General features: G+C 72.3%; 15 protein-coding genes. 5 read left to right on the forward strand and 10 right to left on the reverse strand.

The features are described from left to right. Positions 1-2: 2 nt before the first annotated feature. Positions 3-1,076 carry an ATP-binding cassette domain-containing protein gene (locus ABT354_RS23150; protein ID WP_351496798.1) on the reverse strand — a complete coding sequence of 358 codons (1,074 nt, stop codon included), beginning with the start codon at positions 1,074-1,076 and terminating at the stop codon, positions 3-5. A gap of 295 nt (positions 1,077-1,371) precedes the next feature. On the opposite strand from ABT354_RS23150, the gene ABT354_RS23155 reads away from it, so the two are divergent. After that, entirely contained in the window at positions 1,372-2,595 is a 1,224-nt protein-coding gene (locus ABT354_RS23155; protein ID WP_351496905.1) for a sensor histidine kinase, read from the forward strand. Positions 2,596-2,639: 44 nt separating this feature from the next. Then, positions 2,640-3,302, forward strand: a complete 663-nt coding sequence (locus ABT354_RS23160; RefSeq protein WP_351496801.1) for a response regulator — start codon at positions 2,640-2,642, stop codon at positions 3,300-3,302. A gap of 185 nt (positions 3,303-3,487) precedes the next feature. On the opposite strand, the gene ABT354_RS23165 is transcribed toward ABT354_RS23160, so the two are convergent. From ABT354_RS23165 to ABT354_RS23200, 8 genes are all read right to left on the reverse strand, one after another. Beyond that, entirely contained in the window at positions 3,488-5,005 is a 1,518-nt protein-coding gene (locus ABT354_RS23165) for a VCBS repeat-containing protein (protein WP_351496803.1), read from the reverse strand. A gap of 62 nt (positions 5,006-5,067) precedes the next feature. Next, positions 5,068-6,552, reverse strand: coding sequence for an FG-GAP-like repeat-containing protein (locus ABT354_RS23170; RefSeq protein WP_351496805.1), 1,485 nt, complete (start codon positions 6,550-6,552; stop codon positions 5,068-5,070). A gap of 187 nt (positions 6,553-6,739) precedes the next feature. Next, positions 6,740-7,828, reverse strand: a complete 1,089-nt coding sequence (locus ABT354_RS23175; protein WP_351496807.1) for an SDR family oxidoreductase — start codon at positions 7,826-7,828, stop codon at positions 6,740-6,742. A gap of 96 nt (positions 7,829-7,924) precedes the next feature. Then, positions 7,925-8,791, reverse strand: coding sequence for a helix-turn-helix domain-containing protein (locus tag ABT354_RS23180; RefSeq protein ID WP_351496809.1), 867 nt, complete (start codon positions 8,789-8,791; stop codon positions 7,925-7,927). Between the two features lie 214 nt (positions 8,792-9,005). Further along, positions 9,006-10,166 (reverse strand): MFS transporter, encoded by a 1,161-nt coding sequence (locus tag ABT354_RS23185; protein ID WP_351496811.1) that lies wholly within the window; start codon positions 10,164-10,166, stop codon positions 9,006-9,008. Next, complete coding sequence (locus ABT354_RS23190) at positions 10,163-11,719, reverse strand: tripartite tricarboxylate transporter permease (protein WP_351496813.1); 1,557 nt, start codon at positions 11,717-11,719, stop codon at positions 10,163-10,165. Before ABT354_RS23190 ends, ABT354_RS23185 begins: the two co-directional genes overlap by 4 nt. Further along, positions 11,719-12,255, reverse strand: a complete 537-nt coding sequence (locus tag ABT354_RS23195; protein ID WP_351496815.1) for a tripartite tricarboxylate transporter TctB family protein — start codon at positions 12,253-12,255, stop codon at positions 11,719-11,721. The genes ABT354_RS23190 and ABT354_RS23195 overlap by 1 nt, the downstream gene beginning before the upstream one ends. A 93-nt stretch (positions 12,256-12,348) precedes the next feature. After that, on the reverse strand, positions 12,349-13,356 hold the full coding sequence (locus ABT354_RS23200) for a Bug family tripartite tricarboxylate transporter substrate binding protein (protein ID WP_351496817.1): 1,008 nt from the start codon (positions 13,354-13,356) through the stop codon (positions 12,349-12,351). A 131-nt stretch (positions 13,357-13,487) separates the two neighbouring features. Here ABT354_RS23200 and ABT354_RS23205 point away from each other — a divergent pair, with 131 nt between their 5' ends. The 3 genes from ABT354_RS23205 to prpB are packed head-to-tail and all read left to right on the forward strand — an operon-like array spanning position 13,488 to position 16,639. Beyond that, positions 13,488-14,210, forward strand: a complete 723-nt coding sequence (locus ABT354_RS23205) for a GntR family transcriptional regulator (RefSeq protein ID WP_351496819.1) — start codon at positions 13,488-13,490, stop codon at positions 14,208-14,210. Then, positions 14,207-15,724 (forward strand): MmgE/PrpD family protein, encoded by a 1,518-nt coding sequence (locus tag ABT354_RS23210; protein ID WP_351496821.1) that lies wholly within the window; start codon positions 14,207-14,209, stop codon positions 15,722-15,724. Before ABT354_RS23205 ends, ABT354_RS23210 begins: the two co-directional genes overlap by 4 nt. Before the next feature lie 12 nt (positions 15,725-15,736). Beyond that, positions 15,737-16,639, forward strand: a complete 903-nt coding sequence (gene prpB / locus ABT354_RS23215) for a methylisocitrate lyase (protein ID WP_351496823.1) — start codon at positions 15,737-15,739, stop codon at positions 16,637-16,639. 187 nt (positions 16,640-16,826) lie between these two features. Here prpB and ABT354_RS23220 read toward each other — a convergent pair whose 3' ends face one another. Continuing rightward, entirely contained in the window at positions 16,827-17,399 is a 573-nt protein-coding gene (locus ABT354_RS23220; protein ID WP_351496825.1) for a hypothetical protein, read from the reverse strand. Positions 17,400-17,731 lie beyond the last annotated feature (332 nt).

Below are 17,731 nucleotides of genomic sequence, written 5' to 3' on the forward strand. Positions count from 1 at the left end.
GGTCAGCCCTCCCGCACCGGGGGAGCGGGGGACACCGACGGCCCGGCCGACCCCGGCGTTCCCGTGCCCGGCGCTCCTGGGTCCGACGGCCCCGACGGCCCCGATGCTCCTGGTGTCTCCGCGCCCGCCGGCCCCGGCGGCGGCGCACCGTCCCGGCCCGCCCCTCCGCGCGCGGCGAACTCCGCCCCCTCCGCCGTCAGCGCGAGATACGCCTCCTCCAGCGAGGCACGCTCCTCGGAGAGTTCCCGCAGGGACGTCCCCGCCTCCGCCGCGATCTCCCCCACCCGTTCCGCCCCGGCGCCCTCGACCACCCACCCGTCGCCGCCGTCCGCCACCACCCCGTACCCCCTGACCAGCAACGCCGTCCGCAGTTTCGCCGGATCGGCGGCCCGCACCCGGACCCGGGTCCGCCCGTTCCGTACGAGGAAGTCCGCTACGGGGACATCCGCGAGGAGCCGTCCCCTGGCCAGGATCACCAGATGGTCGGCGAACGCGGCGGTCTCGCCCATCAGATGACTGGAGACCAGGACGGTGCGCCCCTCCGCCGCGAGCCGGCGCAGCAGTCCACGGATCCAGACGATCCCCTCCGGGTCGAGCCCGTTCGACGGCTCGTCGAGCAGAAGGACGGCCGGGTCGCCGAGGAGCGCCGCCGCGATGCCCAGCCGCTGACGCATCCCGAGCGAGAAGGCCCCGACCCGGCGCCGGGCCGCCTCCGTGAGCCCGGTCGTGGCCAGCACCTCGTCCACGCGCCGGCGCGGCAGACGGTTGCCGGCGGCGAGCCAGCGCAGCTGGTCGAGGGCGGTACGGGCGCCGTGGGCCGCCCCCGCGTCCAGCAGGGCACCCACCGTTCGCAACGGCTCGCCGAGCGCCGGGTACGGGCGGCCGTCCAGGGTCACCGAGCCGGAGTCGGGGCGGTCGAGACCGAGCATCAGACGCAGGGTGGTGGACTTCCCCGCGCCGTTGGGGCCCAGGAAGCCGGTGACCCGGCCGGGCCGGACGGTGAAGGTCAGCCCGGAGACGGCCGTCCGGCTCCGGCCGTATGTCTTCGTCAGGTCGGTGACCTCGATACTGATCATGTCCCCAGCCTGGCCGGACCGGCACGGCAGGGCTTCCCCCGCCGGAGGGGACCGTCTCCCCCGCGTGGGGGAGGCCCCGGCGGGCCCGCTCTGGAACGATGACGCCATGCCAGGTCCCCTTCCGCCGGCCGGGACACCCACGCCGCGGCTCCGGCCGACGGGGCCGTTACGCCGCGCCCTCGCCGCACCCCGCCGAGCGGTCACCCCGCCGACCACCCGCGCCACCGCACCCCTGCGCCGCGCCACCCCACCGCCGCACCGGCCCGCCGGGCCCCTGCGGCGAACCGCCCTGCCCCTGCGCCGCGCGCTCGCACCGCTCACCCGGGCCGTCACCTACACCCGCTGGCTCCATCTGCTCCTGGGCGCGATCGTGCCCCTCACCTGCGGCATGGTCTACCCCAGCCTGAGCCGCCCGACCGCGTTCGACTGGCTGCTCGTCGCGGCCCTGCCGATCCCCCTCGCCCTCGCGGTGGCCCTTATCCCCGTGGTACGCCGGGCGGAAGGACTCCAGGCACAGCTGATGCTCTTCCCCGGGCCGCACGCACGGGTGCGGACCGACGAGGAGCCGGGCGTCTCCGCCGTCCCGTCCGCCTCCTGGCGCGACCGGGCCAGGACCGGGACCTGGCTGGTGCTGCGCATGGAGGCGGGGCTCGCCGCCGTCCTGATGACGGGTCAGCTCATGGCGATGACGCTGACCCTCGCCGGGGCGGGCGGTGCCCGGGCGGGGCTGATCGATCCGCTGGCACGGGTGACCGGCAGCGGCGGCGCGTACACCCTGCTGGCTCCGGTGCCGCTGGCGGCGAACCTCGCCCTGGCCACCGCCGTGGGCACCCTGACGGTGGCGGCCGCCCGCCGGCTGCTGGGCCCCTCGGCCCGGGAACGGCTCGCCGAACTGGAGGACCGTACGGAGCGGCTGCTCGAACGCAACCGCATCGCCCGCGAACTGCACGACTCCCTCGGCCATGCGCTCACCCTCGCCGTGGTGCAGGCGGGCGCCGCCCGGACGGCCGGGGACGCCGAGTTCACCGACCGGGCCCTGGAGACCATCGAGGAGGCGGGGCGGGCCGCACTGGAGGACCTGGAACGCGTACTGACGGTGCTGCGCGAGACCGGCCGCCCGCCCGCCGCCGCCCGTCCCGCCCTCGACGAGGCGGGCTTTCTGCTGGACTCGGCACGCTCCTCGGGCGCCCGGGTCGACGCCCGGGTGACCGGGCCACTGGAGGAGGTGCCGGGGCCCGTGTCCCGCGAGGGCTACCGCATCCTCCAGGAGGCCCTCACCAACGTCCTGCGGCACGCGGGCCCCGCCCCCGTCCCCGTCCAGGTCCGTATCACCGTCTCCGGCGCCCGGCTCCTGCTGGAGGTCCGCAACCCCCTGACCGCCGCCACCCCGGCCCCGGCCCCCGGCGGAGGCAGCGGGCTGCGCGGCATCCGCGAACGGGCCGCGCTGCTCGGCGGCGCGTCCCGCGCCGGCCGGACCGGGAACGACTGGCTGCTCCATGTCGACCTGCCGCTGCGGTGAACGGGCCTTCCGAACCCGGCAGTTCGGTGACCTAGGCTGACCGGATGCCACTCACCGTGCTGCTGGTCGACGACGAACCGCTGGTCCGGGCGGGGCTGCGGGCCGTCCTCGACGCCCAGCCCGATATCGAGGTGGTGGGCGAGGCGGCCGACGGGGCCGCCGTGATCCCCCTGGTGCGGCGACTGCGGCCGGACGTCGTCGCCATGGATGTCCGCATGCCCCTGATGGACGGCATCGAGGCCACCCGGGCCGTCCTGCGCACGGTACCCCGGCCGCCGAAGATCATCGTGGTGACGACCTTCGAGAACGACGAGTATGTGTACGGGGCGCTGCGCGCGGGCGCCGACGGGTTCCTTCTCAAGCGGGCCCGCCCGGCGGAGATCGTGCACGCGATCCGGCTGGTGGCCGAGGGCGATTCGCTGCTCTTCCCCGCGGCGGTACGGCGGCTGGCCGCCTCGTACGGCGAGGAGCACGGCGGCCCGGCGGACCGCGCCGCACCACTGCGGGCGGCGCTCACCGAGCGGGAGGGCGAAGTGCTGCGCCTCATGGCACGCGGCCTGTCGAACGCGGAGATCGCGGCGCGGCTGGTGGTGGGGACGGAGACGGTGAAGTCCCATGTCAGTTCCGTCCTGGCGAAGCTGGGCGCCCGGGACCGCACCCAGGCGGTGATCATCGCGTACGAGTCCGGCTTCGTCTCCCCGTCCTGACCCGCGCCTCAGGGGAAGGGACGGCCTGTCACATGTGGACCGGCTGCCATGGATCCGCACCCGGGACGGCTCCGGCTCCGGCTCCGGAGCCGCGGGGACCGTGAGCCGGCCCCGCCACCCGTACCGTCCCACGCACCGGACCCCGCACCTGAGCGGGTGCGGGGTCCGGGCGGCCGGAGACGCGGTCAGTGGTTGAAGCCGCGCCCGAACCAGTCGCCCGCCGACGCGGGGAGCCCGAGCGCGGGGGCGCCGAAGGAGACCGCGCCCTTGGCCGTCGTCCCGGAGGAGCCGCCCTTCAGGACCCAGACCGCGCCCTTGGAGTCGTCCTCGTGCGTGGCGCTCGCGAGCAGCTCGGCCCGGCCGTCGCGGTTGACGTCGGCCAGCTTGACCGCGCTGCCGAAGCGGTCGTACTGCTCGACGGTGCCGGGCACCCCGGCGGTGTCCTGACTGAAGGCCGTGCCACCGCTGGTGGCGATGCCGCTCTTCGAGCCGCGCAGCACGACCACCGCGCCGGCGTGCCTCTTCTTGCCGTGCGCCTCCTCCGGGACACCGACCACGACATCCTCGTACGAATCACCGTTGACATCGCCGACCGTGATGTCGGTGCCGAAGCCGTCGCCCGCTTCGGCGGCACCGGGAACCCCCGGGCTGTCCTGGTGAACGATCCTCGCCTTGGCGGTCACCGGACCCTTCGCGGAACCGGGGACATGGACGATCTGGCCGCCGACGGCCGGGGCGGTGTAGTCGTCGCCGAAATGCCCCTTGCGGCCGTAGACGATGTCCTCGTAGCCGTCCTGGTCGATGTCGCCGAGGTCGATCGACTCACCGCCGGGGACGTTCTTCAGCACCCCTTCGGCGACCAGGCCGTTCTTCGTTCCCTTCCAGATCAGGGTGACCAGGCTGGACGGGTTGTCGGGGGCGTTCTGCGGGGCGGCGAGGTCGAGGAAACCGTCGCCGTTGTAGTCGCCGGCCGCGAGGTCCCGGAGGCTGTCGGGCTCGGCGATGGGGACGGTGACGGTACGGGCGGCCGAGCCGTCGCGCCGGAACGGGCCGGTGCCGACCTGCAGACGGTTGTCCTTCCCCTGCGCGCCGCTCAGCGGGACGACCAGGTCGGGGTTGCCGTCGCCGGTGAAGTCGCCGGTGGCCAGCAGCGATCCGCCGCCGGGGGTCACCACCGCCTTGGGGTCGAGACCGTTCTTGCCGCCCCAGAACACCGAGACGGAGCCGGTGTTCAGATGCTCGTTCGCCCCGGGGGCCTCCTCGCCGGAGGCCCCGACGACCAGGTCGGCGTAGCCGTCCCGGTCCAGATCGGCGGAGGTGACGGCCGAGCCGAACCAGTCCCCGTGCTCGGGGGTGTCCGGAACGCCCGGCCGCCCCTGGTCGAGCACCTGCTTCTTGCCGTTCGGCACGCCGGAGGCGGAGCCGTACAGGACGGCGACATGGCCGACGGCGCGTACGCCGTTGACCTTCGCATACGGTGTCGCGACGACGACATCGCGATAGCCGTCGCCGTTGAAGTCGTCGGAGAGGGCCGGCTTGTTCTTCGCCGAGGTGGCCGAGGTGGCCGAGGCGGCCGCCGCGGCAGGGGCCGCCGGGGCCGTCGGTGCTGCCGGGGCGGCGAAGGCGGTCGGCACCAGCAGGGCGCTGACGACCGCGATCGCGGCGGTGAGGACCGGACCACGGGCCGGAGTGAAGGACGTCATCATCAACTTTCGCGAGCGGGAGGGGAAGGGGCGGGGCGGAGGGGCGGGCGCGCCGTTGCCGGTCAGTGGCCGAAGACCAGGCCGAAGCGGTCCCCGGGGTTGGGGACATGGCCGAGGCCGCGCGGGGTGACGGTGATCGATCCCTTGGCGGTGATCCCGGAGGCGCCGCCCTTGAGGGCCGATACGGCGCCCTCGCGGCTGTTCTCCCCGGGCGCGCCGGCGACCAGGTCGGCCCGGCCGTCCCGGTTGACGTCCACGAGCTTGACGCCCCCGCCGAAGAGGTCGCCCTTCTCGGCCGCGCCGGGCACCCCGGAGGTGTCCTGGCTGAAGACCGTCCCGCCACTGGTGGCGATGCCGTTCTTGCCGCCGCGCAGGATCACCACGGCACCGGCGTCGCTCTTCCCGCCGAAGTCCTCGCCGGGCACGCCGACCGCGATGTCGGCGTACTTGTCGCCGTTGACATCGCCGACCGTGATCTCGGAGCCGAAGCCGTCCCCGTGCTCCACGGCGCCCGGCACTCCGGGGCTGCCCTGGTTGACGAACTTCGCCTTGCCGGCCACCGGCCCCTTCGCGGAGCCGGGGATGTAGCCGAACATCCCGCCGAGGGTCCCCGGCGGGACATAGTCCCCGCTGTACTCCTCACGACCCTGGACGATGTCGTCGAAGCCGTCCCCGTTGATGTCGCCGAGGTCGACGCTGTCGCCGCCCTGCTCCCACTTCAGCGCCAGCTTGCCGGTGGAGACCAGCCCGCGCGCGGTGCCCTTCCAGACCCAGGTGCTGAGGCGCTCGGGCAGATCGGTCTGGTTCTCGACGGCGACGACATCGGTGATGCCGTCACCATTGTGGTCACCGGCCGCCAGATCCCGGATCTCGTCGTGCAGGCCCGGGTCGGTCGTGACGCCGGCGGGCGAGCCGTCGCGCTTGAACGGGCCCGCGTAGGTGCGCAGCTGGGTCCAGGCGCTGGAGACGCCCGCCGTGACGAGGTCCGCCGTGCCGTCGCCGTTGACATCGCCAGCCACCAGACGCCCGCCGATAGCGGAGAATCCGGCCGTTCCGCTGATCACGGCGGGGGTACGGCCGAGGCCGTTCTTGCCGCCCCAGAAGATGGAGAGGGAGCCGATGTCGGCTGGTTCGCCGCCGGGACCGTCGTCACCGGGCGCCCCGACGACCAGGTCCGCGTAGCCGTCCGCGTCCAGATCGGCGGAGGTGACGGCGGTGCCGAAGTGGTCGTAGCGCTCGGCACTCGCGGGCGGGGCCTGCTGGGACTGGTCGAACCACTGCCACTTGTCACGGAGCGTGCCCGACTTCGAACCGTACAGGACGGTCACATTGCCCGCGTACTTCCTGATCCCGGCGAACGCGTACGGGGAGGCGGTGACGACATCGCGGTAGCCGTCGCCGTTGAAGTCGTCGGAGAGGGCCGGCTTGGTCTTCGCCGGCGCGGGCGGCGCCGGGGCGGCGACCGCGGTGGGCGCGGTGAGCGCGCAGACCACAGCGGTCGCGATGGCCAGGCCCAGGCCACGCCCGAGGCTGAATGAGGAGGACATGTTCCATCTCCTTGACAGGGCCTTCCCGAGTGGCAATCGCGGTTTCAGGCCGAGTGGTTGATCCGTGTACGTGCTTGACTCGGCAGAGGGGGGAAGGGTTGTGCTGTCCGGGTGGTGTTTCCGATCCGGTGCCGCCGGCCCGCCGACGGACCGGAGGAGGGCGCGCCGCCCGTACGGAGAACGGCCGTCAGCCGGGGATGACACGCTCCCGGCGCAGCGTGTCGAAGAGGGCGGCGAACGAGGCCAACGTGTCGGCGTAGCCGGTGAACCCGGCGTTCCGGCTGCGGGTCAGATCGGTGAAACACTCGACCGGACGGTTGAGGTCGCCGTCCGTATGCCACCAGGAGGCGACGCGGTCGAGGTCGGGCTCGGCCAGCCGCTCCCGTGCGGCCAGTGCGCGCCAGGCGTCCGCCTCGCCCGCCATCTGCTGCTCCAGGGGGCGCGGCCGCTCCGCGAACCCCTCCGGCTCGACCTCCAGCAGCTCCGCCAGGCGCGGCCACATCCAGCGCCAGCGGAAGACATCGCCGTTGGCGGTGTTGTACGCCTGGCTGGGCAGGCCCTCGGTGGTGGCGGCCCAGATCATCTGGCGGGCCAGCAGTCCCGCGTCGGTCATGTCCGTGACGCCGTTCCACTGGACCTCGTTGCCGGGAAAGACAAAGGGCCTGCCCGCCGCGCGGCACAGGGACGCCTGGACAGCCAGCGTCATGCCCATGTTCATGGCATGGCCGACGGAGTGCCCGATGATCGTGTGCGAACGGTGGACGCTCCAGGTGAACCGGTACCGCTCGGCGGCCTCCCACACCTCGTCCTCCTGGGCGTAGTAGAAGTTCGGGACCGGCAGGCGCGGCTCGTCCTCATGGAAGGGGGTCTCGCGCGCCGCGCCGGTGGCGTACGCCTCGAACGGACCCAGATAGTGCTTGAGCCCGGTCACCAGCGCGACATGGCGCAGCCGGCCGGAGCGGCCGGCCGCGTCCAGGACGTGCCGCACCATCGCCGCGTTGACGACGATGTTCTCCGCCTCGGTCGCCCGCCGGCTCCAGGCGGTGAAGAACACCTGGGTGGGAGCGTGCCCGGCCAGCGCGTGCGCCACGGACTCCGCGTCCGTCAGGTCGGCGCGCACCGTCTCGACACCGTCCAGCGGTGCCGGGGTGCCGCGCGACAGGCTCAGGACGCGCCGGCCCTGTCCGGCGAGTTCCCGGCAGAGGGCGCGACCCGCGATACCGGTCCCGCCGACGACGAGGGCGAGCTGCCGGCCGGAGTGATGGTTCCTGTTCACACGTACTCCTGTGCACGGCGTGCGGGCATGCCGAAGCGGCTGTCCGTACGCGATGGATCGATGGATTCGGGGTGACCGCCGGGTCCGGCGGTGTGCTCAGCGCCGCTCCCGCGCGGCGGGGGGCGCGAGCGTGTCGAGGCGACCGAGGGCGTCGGCCGACGCCGTGCCGGGTTCCGCGGTGAAGACCTCCAGGCGGCAGTCGCTGTCCGGCTGGAGCCACACCTGATAGGTCACGGTGATCGCGCCCACCACCGGATGGCGCAGCCGGCGGGTGCCGAAGGTGCACTCCCGTACCTGGCCGTCCGACCACAGGGCGGCGAACTCGGGGCTGTGGGTGCGGAGGTGGTCCACCAGGCCGGCGAGTTCCCGGTCGTCCGGGTGGCGCCCGCGGACCAGCCGGAGGTGGCCGACATGGGTCCTGGCGTAGCTCTCCCACTCCGCTTCCAGTTCCCGTGTCCGAGGGTCGAGGAAGAGCATCCGTGACATCGACGGGCGGCGCGCGGTGTCGGCGGGCGCCGCGAAGTCCAGATGCCCCGCGACCAGCGCGTGGCCGAGCCGGTTCCACGCCAGGACGTCGTTGCGGCGGCCCAGCAGGACGGCGGGGAGGTGGGGGAGCGAGTCGAGCAGGGCGAGGGTGCGCGGATGCGGTGTCTCGGGCTCCGGCTCGCGCCGGGTGCGGCGGTACGCGGCGGCGCGCGCCAGATCGTAGAGGTGGGCCCGCTCGGTGTCGTCCAGGCGCAGGGCGCGGGCGAGGCCGTCGAGAACGGAGTCCGAGGCGTTCTGGCTGTGGCCCTGTTCCAGCCGGGTGTAGTACGCGACGCTCACTCCCGCGAGCCGGGCCACCTCGTCCCGGCGCAGCCCCGGCACCCGCCGGCTGGTGTTCCGGGTGACGATGCCGACGCTCTCCGGGACGATCCCGGCGCGTCGGGCGCAGAGGAAGGTGCCCAGGTCGCTGACGTTCATACGGCGAGCCTACGTCCCGCGACACCGTGATCCACCGGCCCTGGGTATCCCTGTCAGGGGTGGGCTGCGGCCTCCGCCTCCGCCGCCGGGAGAGGACACCGGCCGCACTCCGGATCACGGGCCCGTGGGGGCTCGCGGGCGCGGGCACCGGCGGTGCCCCGGCGGCGGGTGTCCGGCGGGCGGGCCGGGCCGGACGGTGTCCGGGGCGAGGAGGTCAGGGATCGTCGCTGATGAGCACCCGTGCCATGGCCGCGGTGCCGAGCAGCCCGATCCCGGTCACCAGGAAGACGCCGCCGGTGCCGATGCCGGCCGTGAACGCGCTGAGAACGGCCGGGACCAGCGACTGGCCCACGCGGTTGCCGCTGAGGCGCAGCGCGAGCCAGGTCGAGGTGGTTCCGGCCGGGGCGGCGGTGGTCACGATCGTCATCGACAGCGGCTGGCCTATCCCGAGGGCGAACCCGGCGACGGCGAGCAGCACCCCCGCGGCCCAGACCGGCAGGGGAGCGGCGAGGGCGCCCACGGCCGCACCCGCCACCAGGGTGGAGACATGGGCGAGCCGGGTCCGGCCGAGCCGGGTGGTCAGGCGGGCCAGGCCCAGCCGCGAGGCCATGGTGGCCGCCGCGCGTACGGAGAGCAGGATGCCGACGGTCGCCGACGGGATCCCCCGCTCCACGCCCAGCGCGGGGAGGTAGACCTGGATCAGGTCGACCGCCGCGAGGACGAGCATGCTGAGCAGCATCGCGCCCGTCATGGTCCGCCGGGTCGCCGGGGGGACCCGGAGCGCCGAGCGCAGGGAGTCCCCCCGGGCGGGGCGCCGGTCCGGGTTCCCCGGCGACGGCAGGAGGAAGGTCACGGCGAGCAGACCGGCGCAGGTGACGGTGTAGATCGCGAAGAGGAGACCGGTGTCCGGGAGGACCGCGCTTCCGCCGACGACCGTGAGCACCAGCGGGGCGGCCGCCTGCCCCAGCGACCCCACGAAGGTGTACGTGCCGAAGGCCGAGTCCAGCCGCTCCCGCCCGAGCCGGGCCACCAGGGTCTGCTGGCCGACGATCGCGAGGAGGTGCCCCAGGCCGATCACCGCGTTCCAGACCAGCAGGCTGGTCAGGCTCCGCGACCACAGGTGGACCCCCAGCCCCGCCCCGGTCATCAGCACCCCGCCGATGACCAGGCTCCGTCCCACATTCCCCCGGTCGTTCCAGCGGCCTATGGAGACCGCCACCACGAGCGGCAGCAGCGCGAAGCTCGCGGCGATGAGCCCCACCATCCGGGGGTCCACACCGAGTTCGATCGCACGGTAGGCCGACGTGGGCCGGACGACATAGGCGGCCAGCTGGAGGAGGAAGGCGTGGCACAGCAGGGCGGCGGTGGCTCTCAACGGTCCGAGGACTCCGGTACCGCCGCGACGGGGTCCTTCTCCTGACGGGCCGTCTCGGTGGGGGTCCGCCGGCGCGCGGACCTGCGGAGGAGGAATCCGCCGAAGAGTACGGCCGCGAGGGTGAGGTACACGACCATCGTGAACGGTGTCGACACCAGGGTGGTGACGTCACCGCCCGCGATGTCCAGCGACCGGCGCAGCTGCACCTCCGCGAGCGGGCCCAGGATCGCTCCCACGATCATCGGGGAGACCGGGAACCCGAAGCGGCGCATCAGATAGCCGGCGAAGCCGAAGAAGAGCAGCAGACCCACATCGAAGGCGCTGCCGTTCACCGCGTACGTGCCCAGCAGGGCGAACATCATGATGCCGGCGAAGAGGTAGGGCTTGGGGATCTTGAGGATCTTCACCCAGACGCCGATGAGCGGCAGGTTCAGGCCGAGCAGGATGACGTTGGCGATGAGCAGGCTGGCGATGAGCCCCCAGACGAGGGTCGACTGGGTGTCCAGCAGCTGCGGACCGGGCTGGATGCCGTACTGCTGGAAGGCGACGAGGATCACGGCCGCCGTGGCGGAGGTGGGGATGCCGAGGGTCAGCAGTGGCACCAGGGTGCCCGCGGCGTTGGCGTTGTTCGCGGCCTCCGGCCCGGCCACGCCCTCGATCGCGCCGTTCCCGAACTCCTTCGGGCGCTTGGAGAGCTTGCGCTCCAGGGTGTAGGAGAGGAACGTCGGTATCTCGGAGCCGCCGGCGGGGATGACCCCGAGTGGGAAGCCGATGGAGGTGCCGCGCAGCCAGGGGCGCCAGGAGCGCCCCCAGTCCTGGCGGGTCATCCACCGCTCGCCCTTGTTCATCCGCATGACATCGAAGCGGCTCGATGTCTGGTGCGCCGCCACGTACAGCACCTCGCCCATCGCGAAGAGCGCGACGATGAGCACGACCGTGTCGATACCGTCGAGCAGGGCCACCTCGCCGAAGGTCAGGCGCTGCTGGCCGCTCTGGAAGTCGAGTCCGACGATTCCGACGACCAGGCCGAGCGACATGGAGAGCAGTCCGCGCAGCGGCGAGCCGCCGACGAGGGCGCTGACCGTGAGGAAGGCGACCACCATGAGCGCGAAGTAGTCCTGGGCGCCGAGTTTGACGGCCACCTCGACCATCCACGGCGCGAAGAAGGCGAGCAGCAGCGTCGCGATGGTGCCCGCGACGAAGGATCCGATCGCCGCGGCGGCCAGGGCGGCTGCCCCGCGGCCCTGGCGGGCCATCTTGTTGCCGTCGATCGCGGTGATGACCGAACCGGACTCACCCGGGGTCTTCAGCAGGATCGAGGTGGTGGATCCGCCGTACATGGCGCCGTAGTAGATGCCGGCGAACATGATGAACGCGCCGGCCGGTTCGAGCCCATAGGTCATGGGCAGGAGCAGGGCGATGGTCAGCGCGGGGCCGATGCCCGGCAGCACACCGATCAGCGTGCCGACGATGGTGCCGATCAGGGCGAAGAGCAGGTTCTCCGGGGTGATCGCGAGCGAGAGCCCGTGCAGCAGTCCTTCCCAGCCCGACATCAGAGCACTCCTTCCAGCACACCGGCGGCCAGCGAGATGCCCAGCGCCCTGGTGAAGACGAGGTAGACCGCGAGGGAGAACACGGTCGCGATGGCCGCCGACCGCAGGTGGTCGCGGGCCCCGAAGGCCCATGCGGTGAGCCAGAACGCCACCGTGGAGACGATCACGTACCCCAGCGTGTCGACACCGGCGATGAAGAGCAGGGCGGCGCCCGTGCAGACGGCGAAGGGCACCCACCGGGTGCGGCGGACGTCGATGTCGCCCTCTCCGGCGTCCGCCTCACCACGCCGGCCGCGCGCCACCTGGACGCCGAGCGCCAGGGAGAGCGAGATGAGCAGGACGCCGACCACCGTGGGCATGAATCCTGCTCCGACGCCCGACGCGGAGGTCGACTCCGCCTGGCCCAGGCCGTCGAGCAGGGTGATGATCCCGACGGTGAGGAGTCCGGCGGTCACCGCCCACTCGCCGAAGGCCGGGCGCTGCTTCCCGCCGGCCGGGCCCGGGGCGGGCCCGGGTGCCGTGGGTGTGGTGCTCATGAGTGTGCCTTTCTCGCGCCGGGGGGAAGCGCGCCGGGATGGCGGGTGCCCGCGTCCTGCCGGGCACCCACCGTGGGGGGATCGTGACGCGGATCAGTTCTTGGCGAGACCCAGCTCGTCGAGGACTCCCTTGACCCGGGTGTTCTCCTCCTTGAGCCAGGACGAGAACTCGTCCCCGGTGATGAAGTTGTCGTTCCAGGAGTTCCTCTGGAGGGCGTCCTTCCAGCCCTGCGAGGCGTACATCTTCTTGAGCGCGTCGATGTACTGCGCCGTGACCTTCTCGTCCAGGCCGCCCGGAGCCATCATCGAGCGCCAGTTCTGGAACTCCAGGCCCTTGTCGATGTCGGCGGCGGTCTGGACGAACTCGACGCCGTCGACCGGCTTGGCCGAGGAGACCAGGAGGCCCTTCAGCCGGCCGACCTTGACCTGGGCGGCGAACTCGCTCAGGCCCGAGATGCCGGCCTGGACCTTGCCGCCCAGCATCGCGGTCATCGCCTCGCCGCCGCCGCTGTATGGCACGTAGTTCACATCGGCGGGCTTCACACCGAAGTGCTGGGCGAGCAGTCCGATGTAGATGTGGTCGGCGCTGCCGGCCGAGCCGCCCGCGATGGCGACCGATTTCGGGTTCTTCTTGATCGCCTTGAAGAGGTCCTCGACCGACTTGTAGGGCGAGTTCTTCGGGATCACGATGGCCTCGTACTCACCCATGAGACGGGCGAGCGGGGTGAGCTCATCGAGGGTGACGCCGGTGCCGTTGCTGATGACACCGCTCATCATGGCCAGGCCGGAGGCGATCCAGAGATCCTTCTTCCCCTTCTGGGGCGCGACCTGCGCCAGGGCCACCGTGCCCGAGGCGCCCGCGACGTTCTTGACCTCCGGGGCCTTCACCAGACCGCCGGCTCTCATCGTGTCCTGGACGGCGCGCGCGGTCTGATCCCAGCCGCTGCCCGGCGCGGCGGGCGCGATGATCTCGATCCGGTTGAGCGCCTGGGGCTTCCCGCCGGAATCGGCCGTGCCGTCCGAGGAGGTGCTGTTGCTGTTGCACGCCGTGAGGGCGATGACGGCGGCCACGGATACAGCGGCCACACGGGTGATCTTCATGGAGACGTCCCTGTCTCTCCGAGGAGTGCGTTGGGCACGGAATGTATACACAGGCGGGGACGTCGACAAGAGTTTGCCGAGATATAACCCATACCGAGACCTGATGGGCCCTCTGTGTATACACTCCGGCTGTGTCGACTACTTCCTCCACGGCCGCCGGCCGTGCCTACACACAACTGCGGTCGGAGATCCTCGACGGTGACCTGCCGCCCGGTGCCCCCCTCTTAGAAGTGGAGCAGTCCGAACGCCTGGGAGTCTCCCGCACCCCCGTCCGCGAGGCCCTCCGCCGCCTCACCGCCGAGAACCTGGTCGTACCCTCCGGGAAACGCGGCCTCGTCGTCACCCAGATCGACGACGCGGACGTACGGAGCCTCTTCGAACTGCGGGCCTGCCTGGAGGCCCAGGCCGCCCAACTCGCCGCCGCCCGGGGCGAACCCGCGGTCTTCACGGCCTTCGCGGAAGACTTCGAGACATGGCACGGCCTCTTCCGCGCCCCCGAGGACCCCGGCACACCGGTGCGCGAGTACTTCGCCCTCATCCGCCGCTTCGACGAGGCCATCAACGAAGCGACGGACAACGCCTTCCTCCGCGACGCGATGGAGACCATGCGGACCCACGCCGCCCGGGTGCGCCACACCGCCCGCCACTCCCGCGGCAGGCTGGAGGCATCCGCGTCCGAGCACGCCCTCATCGCCCGCGCCATCGCCGGGCGGGACGCCGCACTCGCCCTCCACGCCACCCATGTGCATCTGCACAACAGCTTCGCGCACTTCCGCCAGTCCTGGCGTCCCACCGAGAAGGACGCCGTCGAGGGACACGGCCCGACCAGCAGCTCAACGGAGACGCCCCGATGAAGAACCATCTCGTACGCACCCACCGCAGCGAGGAGAACCTGCCGCGCGAGGACCAACTGGCCTGGCGGATGGCGGAGGTGGCGACCGACCCGGTGGACGTCACCGACGCCGTCACCGAAATGATCGTCAACCGCTTCATCGACAACGCCGCCGTCGCCGCCGCCTCCCTCACCCGCTCCGCCCCCTCCTCGGCACGTGACCAGGCCCTGGCCCACACCCCCAGCCGGTCCGGCGCGGGCGCCACGCTCTTCGGACGGGACCCCCGGACACGGACCAGCCCCGAATGGGCGGCATACGCCAACGGGGTCGCCGTCCGCGAACTCGACTACCACGACACCTTCCTCGCCGCGGACTACTCCCACCCCGGCGACAACATCCCCGCGGTCCTCGCCGTCGCCCAGCACACCGGCCGCGACGGCCACGCCCTCCTCCGCGGCATCGCGACCGGCTACGAACTCCAGATCGACCTGGTCCGCGCCATCAGCCTGCACCGCCACAAGATCGACCACATCGCGCACCTCGGCCCCTCCGCCGCCGCCGGCATCGGCACCCTGCTCGACCTGCCCGCCGACGTCATCCACCAGGCCATCGGCCAGGCCCTGCACACCACCACCACGACCCGCCAGTCCCGCAAGGGCGAGATCTCCTCGTGGAAGGCGTACGCACCCGGATTCGCCGGCAAGCTCGCGGTCGAGGCCGTGGACCGGGCGATGCGCGGCGAGACCAGCCCCGCCCCGATCTACGAAGGCGAGGACGGCGTCATCGCCTGGCTCCTCGACGGCCCGGAAGGCCGCTACGAGGTACCCCTGCCCGGCCCGGGCGAGCCCAAGGAGGCGATCCTCCTCAGCTACACCAAGGAACACTCGGCGGAGTACCAGGCACAGGCATGGATCGACCTGGCCAGAAAGCTGCTCCGCGACCACCCCGAGGTGGCCGACCCCGCGAAGGTGGCGGGCATAGTCGTCCACACCTCGCACCACACCCACCACGTCATCGGCTCGGGCGCCAACGACCCCCAGAAGTACGACCCCCACGCCTCACGCGAGACCCTCGACCACTCCCTGCCCTACATCCTCGCCGTCGCCCTCCAGGACGGAAGCTGGCACCACGTCGACTCCTACGCACCCGAACGGGCCCGTCGCCCCGACACCGTCGCCCTGTGGTCCATGATCACCACCGTCGAGGACCCCGTCTGGACCGAGCGCTACCACGCGGGCGGCACCGACCAGTCCTACGGCGGCCGGATCGTCGTCACCCTCACGGACGGCCGGACCGTCGAGGACGAGATCGCCGTCGCCGACGCCCACCCCGCCGGAGCCCGGCCCTTCGTCCGCGACAACTACATCGCGAAGTTCCGCACCCTCGCGGCACCCGTCATCGGGGAGGACGAGACGGAGCGGTTCCTCGGCCTGGCGCTGCGCCTCCCGGAACTCGGACCGGACGAGGTACGGGACCTGACCTTCATCGCCCGGGAAGGCCTGCTGCCGCCCACCGGCCGACCCGGAATCTTCTGAGGAGCCCGGCCCATGCTCTACACCACGCGAACCCACACCGACAAGCGCCGCTCCTTCCGGGAACGGCTGGCCTCCGGTGAACTGCTGCGCATGCCCGGCGCCTTCAACCCCCTCTCGGCACGGCTCATCGAGCGCCGGGGCTTCGAGGGCGTCTATGTGTCGGGGGCCGTGCTCAGCGCCGACCTCGGACTCCCCGACATCGGCCTCACCACCCTCACCGAGGTCGCCCACCGCACCCGGCAGATCACCCGCGTCACCGACCTCCCCACACTCGCCGACGCCGACACCGGCTTCGGCGAGCCCATGAACGTCGCCCGCACCGTCCAGGAATTCGAGGACTCGGGCCTCGCCGGCCTGCACATCGAGGACCAGGTCAACCCGAAGCGCTGCGGCCACCTCGACGGCAAGCAGGTCGTCGACGCCGAGACAGCGGCACAGCGCATCCGCGCCGCCTGCGACGCCCGGCGCGACCCCGACTTCCTCATCGTGGCCCGTACCGATGTCCGCGCGGTCGAGGGAGTGGACGCGGCGATCGAGCGGGCCCGGCTCCTGGTGGACGCCGGGGCGGACGCCGTCTTCCCGGAGGCGCTGCGCACCCTGGAGGAGTTCTCGCGGGTACGCGCCGCCATCGATGTGCCGCTCCTCGCCAATATGACGGAGTTCGGCAAGAGCGACCTCTTCACCGTCGACCAGTTGCGGGACGTGGGGGTGAACATCGTCATCTGGCCCGTCTCACTGCTGCGCATGGCGATGGGGGCCGCGGAACGCGGCCTGACCACCCTGCTGGACCAGGGAGCACTGACGGACCACCTCGACGAGATGCAGCACCGCCGGGACCTGTACGACCTCGTGAACTACGAGGGCTACAACCGCTTCGACTCCTCGGTCCACAACTTCCGCCTGGAAGAGGACTGAGCCCCGGGTCCGACCCGTCCCCCTCCTCACCGCCCCGGTGCCGGCCAGGGCGGGCCCGCCCGCCCACGCGGGTCGTGCCTGCCCTGCCGGCGCGGCGGAGGTGACCACGGTGAGAAGGACGCAGAGCACCCGCCGCCCCTGGGGGAACGCCCTTCTCGCTGTCGAATCCCAGGGCCCGCCGACGAGGTCAGCGGATGACTTCGCCGGCTGCCTTCAGCCTGAAGGAGCTGGCCTGGTCGTTCATTCTGGTGCCGACCCAGGGCACGGTCGAGTAGCGGTCGCTGATACCCCGGAAGGAGCTCTTCGAGTACAGCTCGATCCAGCAGTTGCCCCATGTCCGGACGGAACTGGTCAGGTTGTCGAAGTTGGTCCCTCCGTTGAAGTCGGAGAGCCTGATGACCTCCGCGTCCCACTTCCCGTCGTCCTTGCACCGCTCGCTCAGCGCGTATCCGATGGCCCGGCCGCCATGGTCGCCGTGCTCGTACAGCTCGGCGCCGGCGATCTCGGCGACCTCGGCACGTGCGGCGGGGGCGCCGGCTCGCGCGGCGGACGTGCCGGCGGTCCGCTCTCCGCCCATCGCGGCCACGAACGCGCGGTGGGTGTCGTAGCAGGTGGTCTTCTGCGTGGCGACATCGACGACGCAGAAGGAGCCGGCCTTGCCCCCGGCGGCCTGGGGGGCCTGGGCCGCCCCCGCCGTGCCCGGAGCCATGAACACCGACGCGCACGCGGCTGCCGCGAGTCCGGTCACAGCAGTTCTCATCTTCATGGTGTTCCTTGTCTTTCGTGGGATGGGGCCGGCCGGCCGTCCGGCGACCGCTCGCCACCCGCATGCCGACCGTTCCGTTCTGTGCTTGCCCCGGCCCTCCGCGAAACGTCCTGCCGCGAGCGGTCCGCCGAAGGGCCGCACCCCCATTCCAGCAACGCACCACCACTGCGACCAGGCAGAACCACCGGCAGAAGTAGGCCTGCCGCCACTTCTGCGGGAAGGGCTCCTGGGCGTGGGGCCAAGTCCATTCCCTCGGGCGCCGCGCCCGCAGGGGCGACTCGACGGCCATCGGTCCCTCGGCGCACACAGAACCGTTTCCCCATCGC

Source organism: Streptomyces sp. NPDC000594 (assembly GCF_040299965.1).
Classification (GTDB): domain Bacteria; phylum Actinomycetota; class Actinomycetes; order Streptomycetales; family Streptomycetaceae; genus Streptomyces.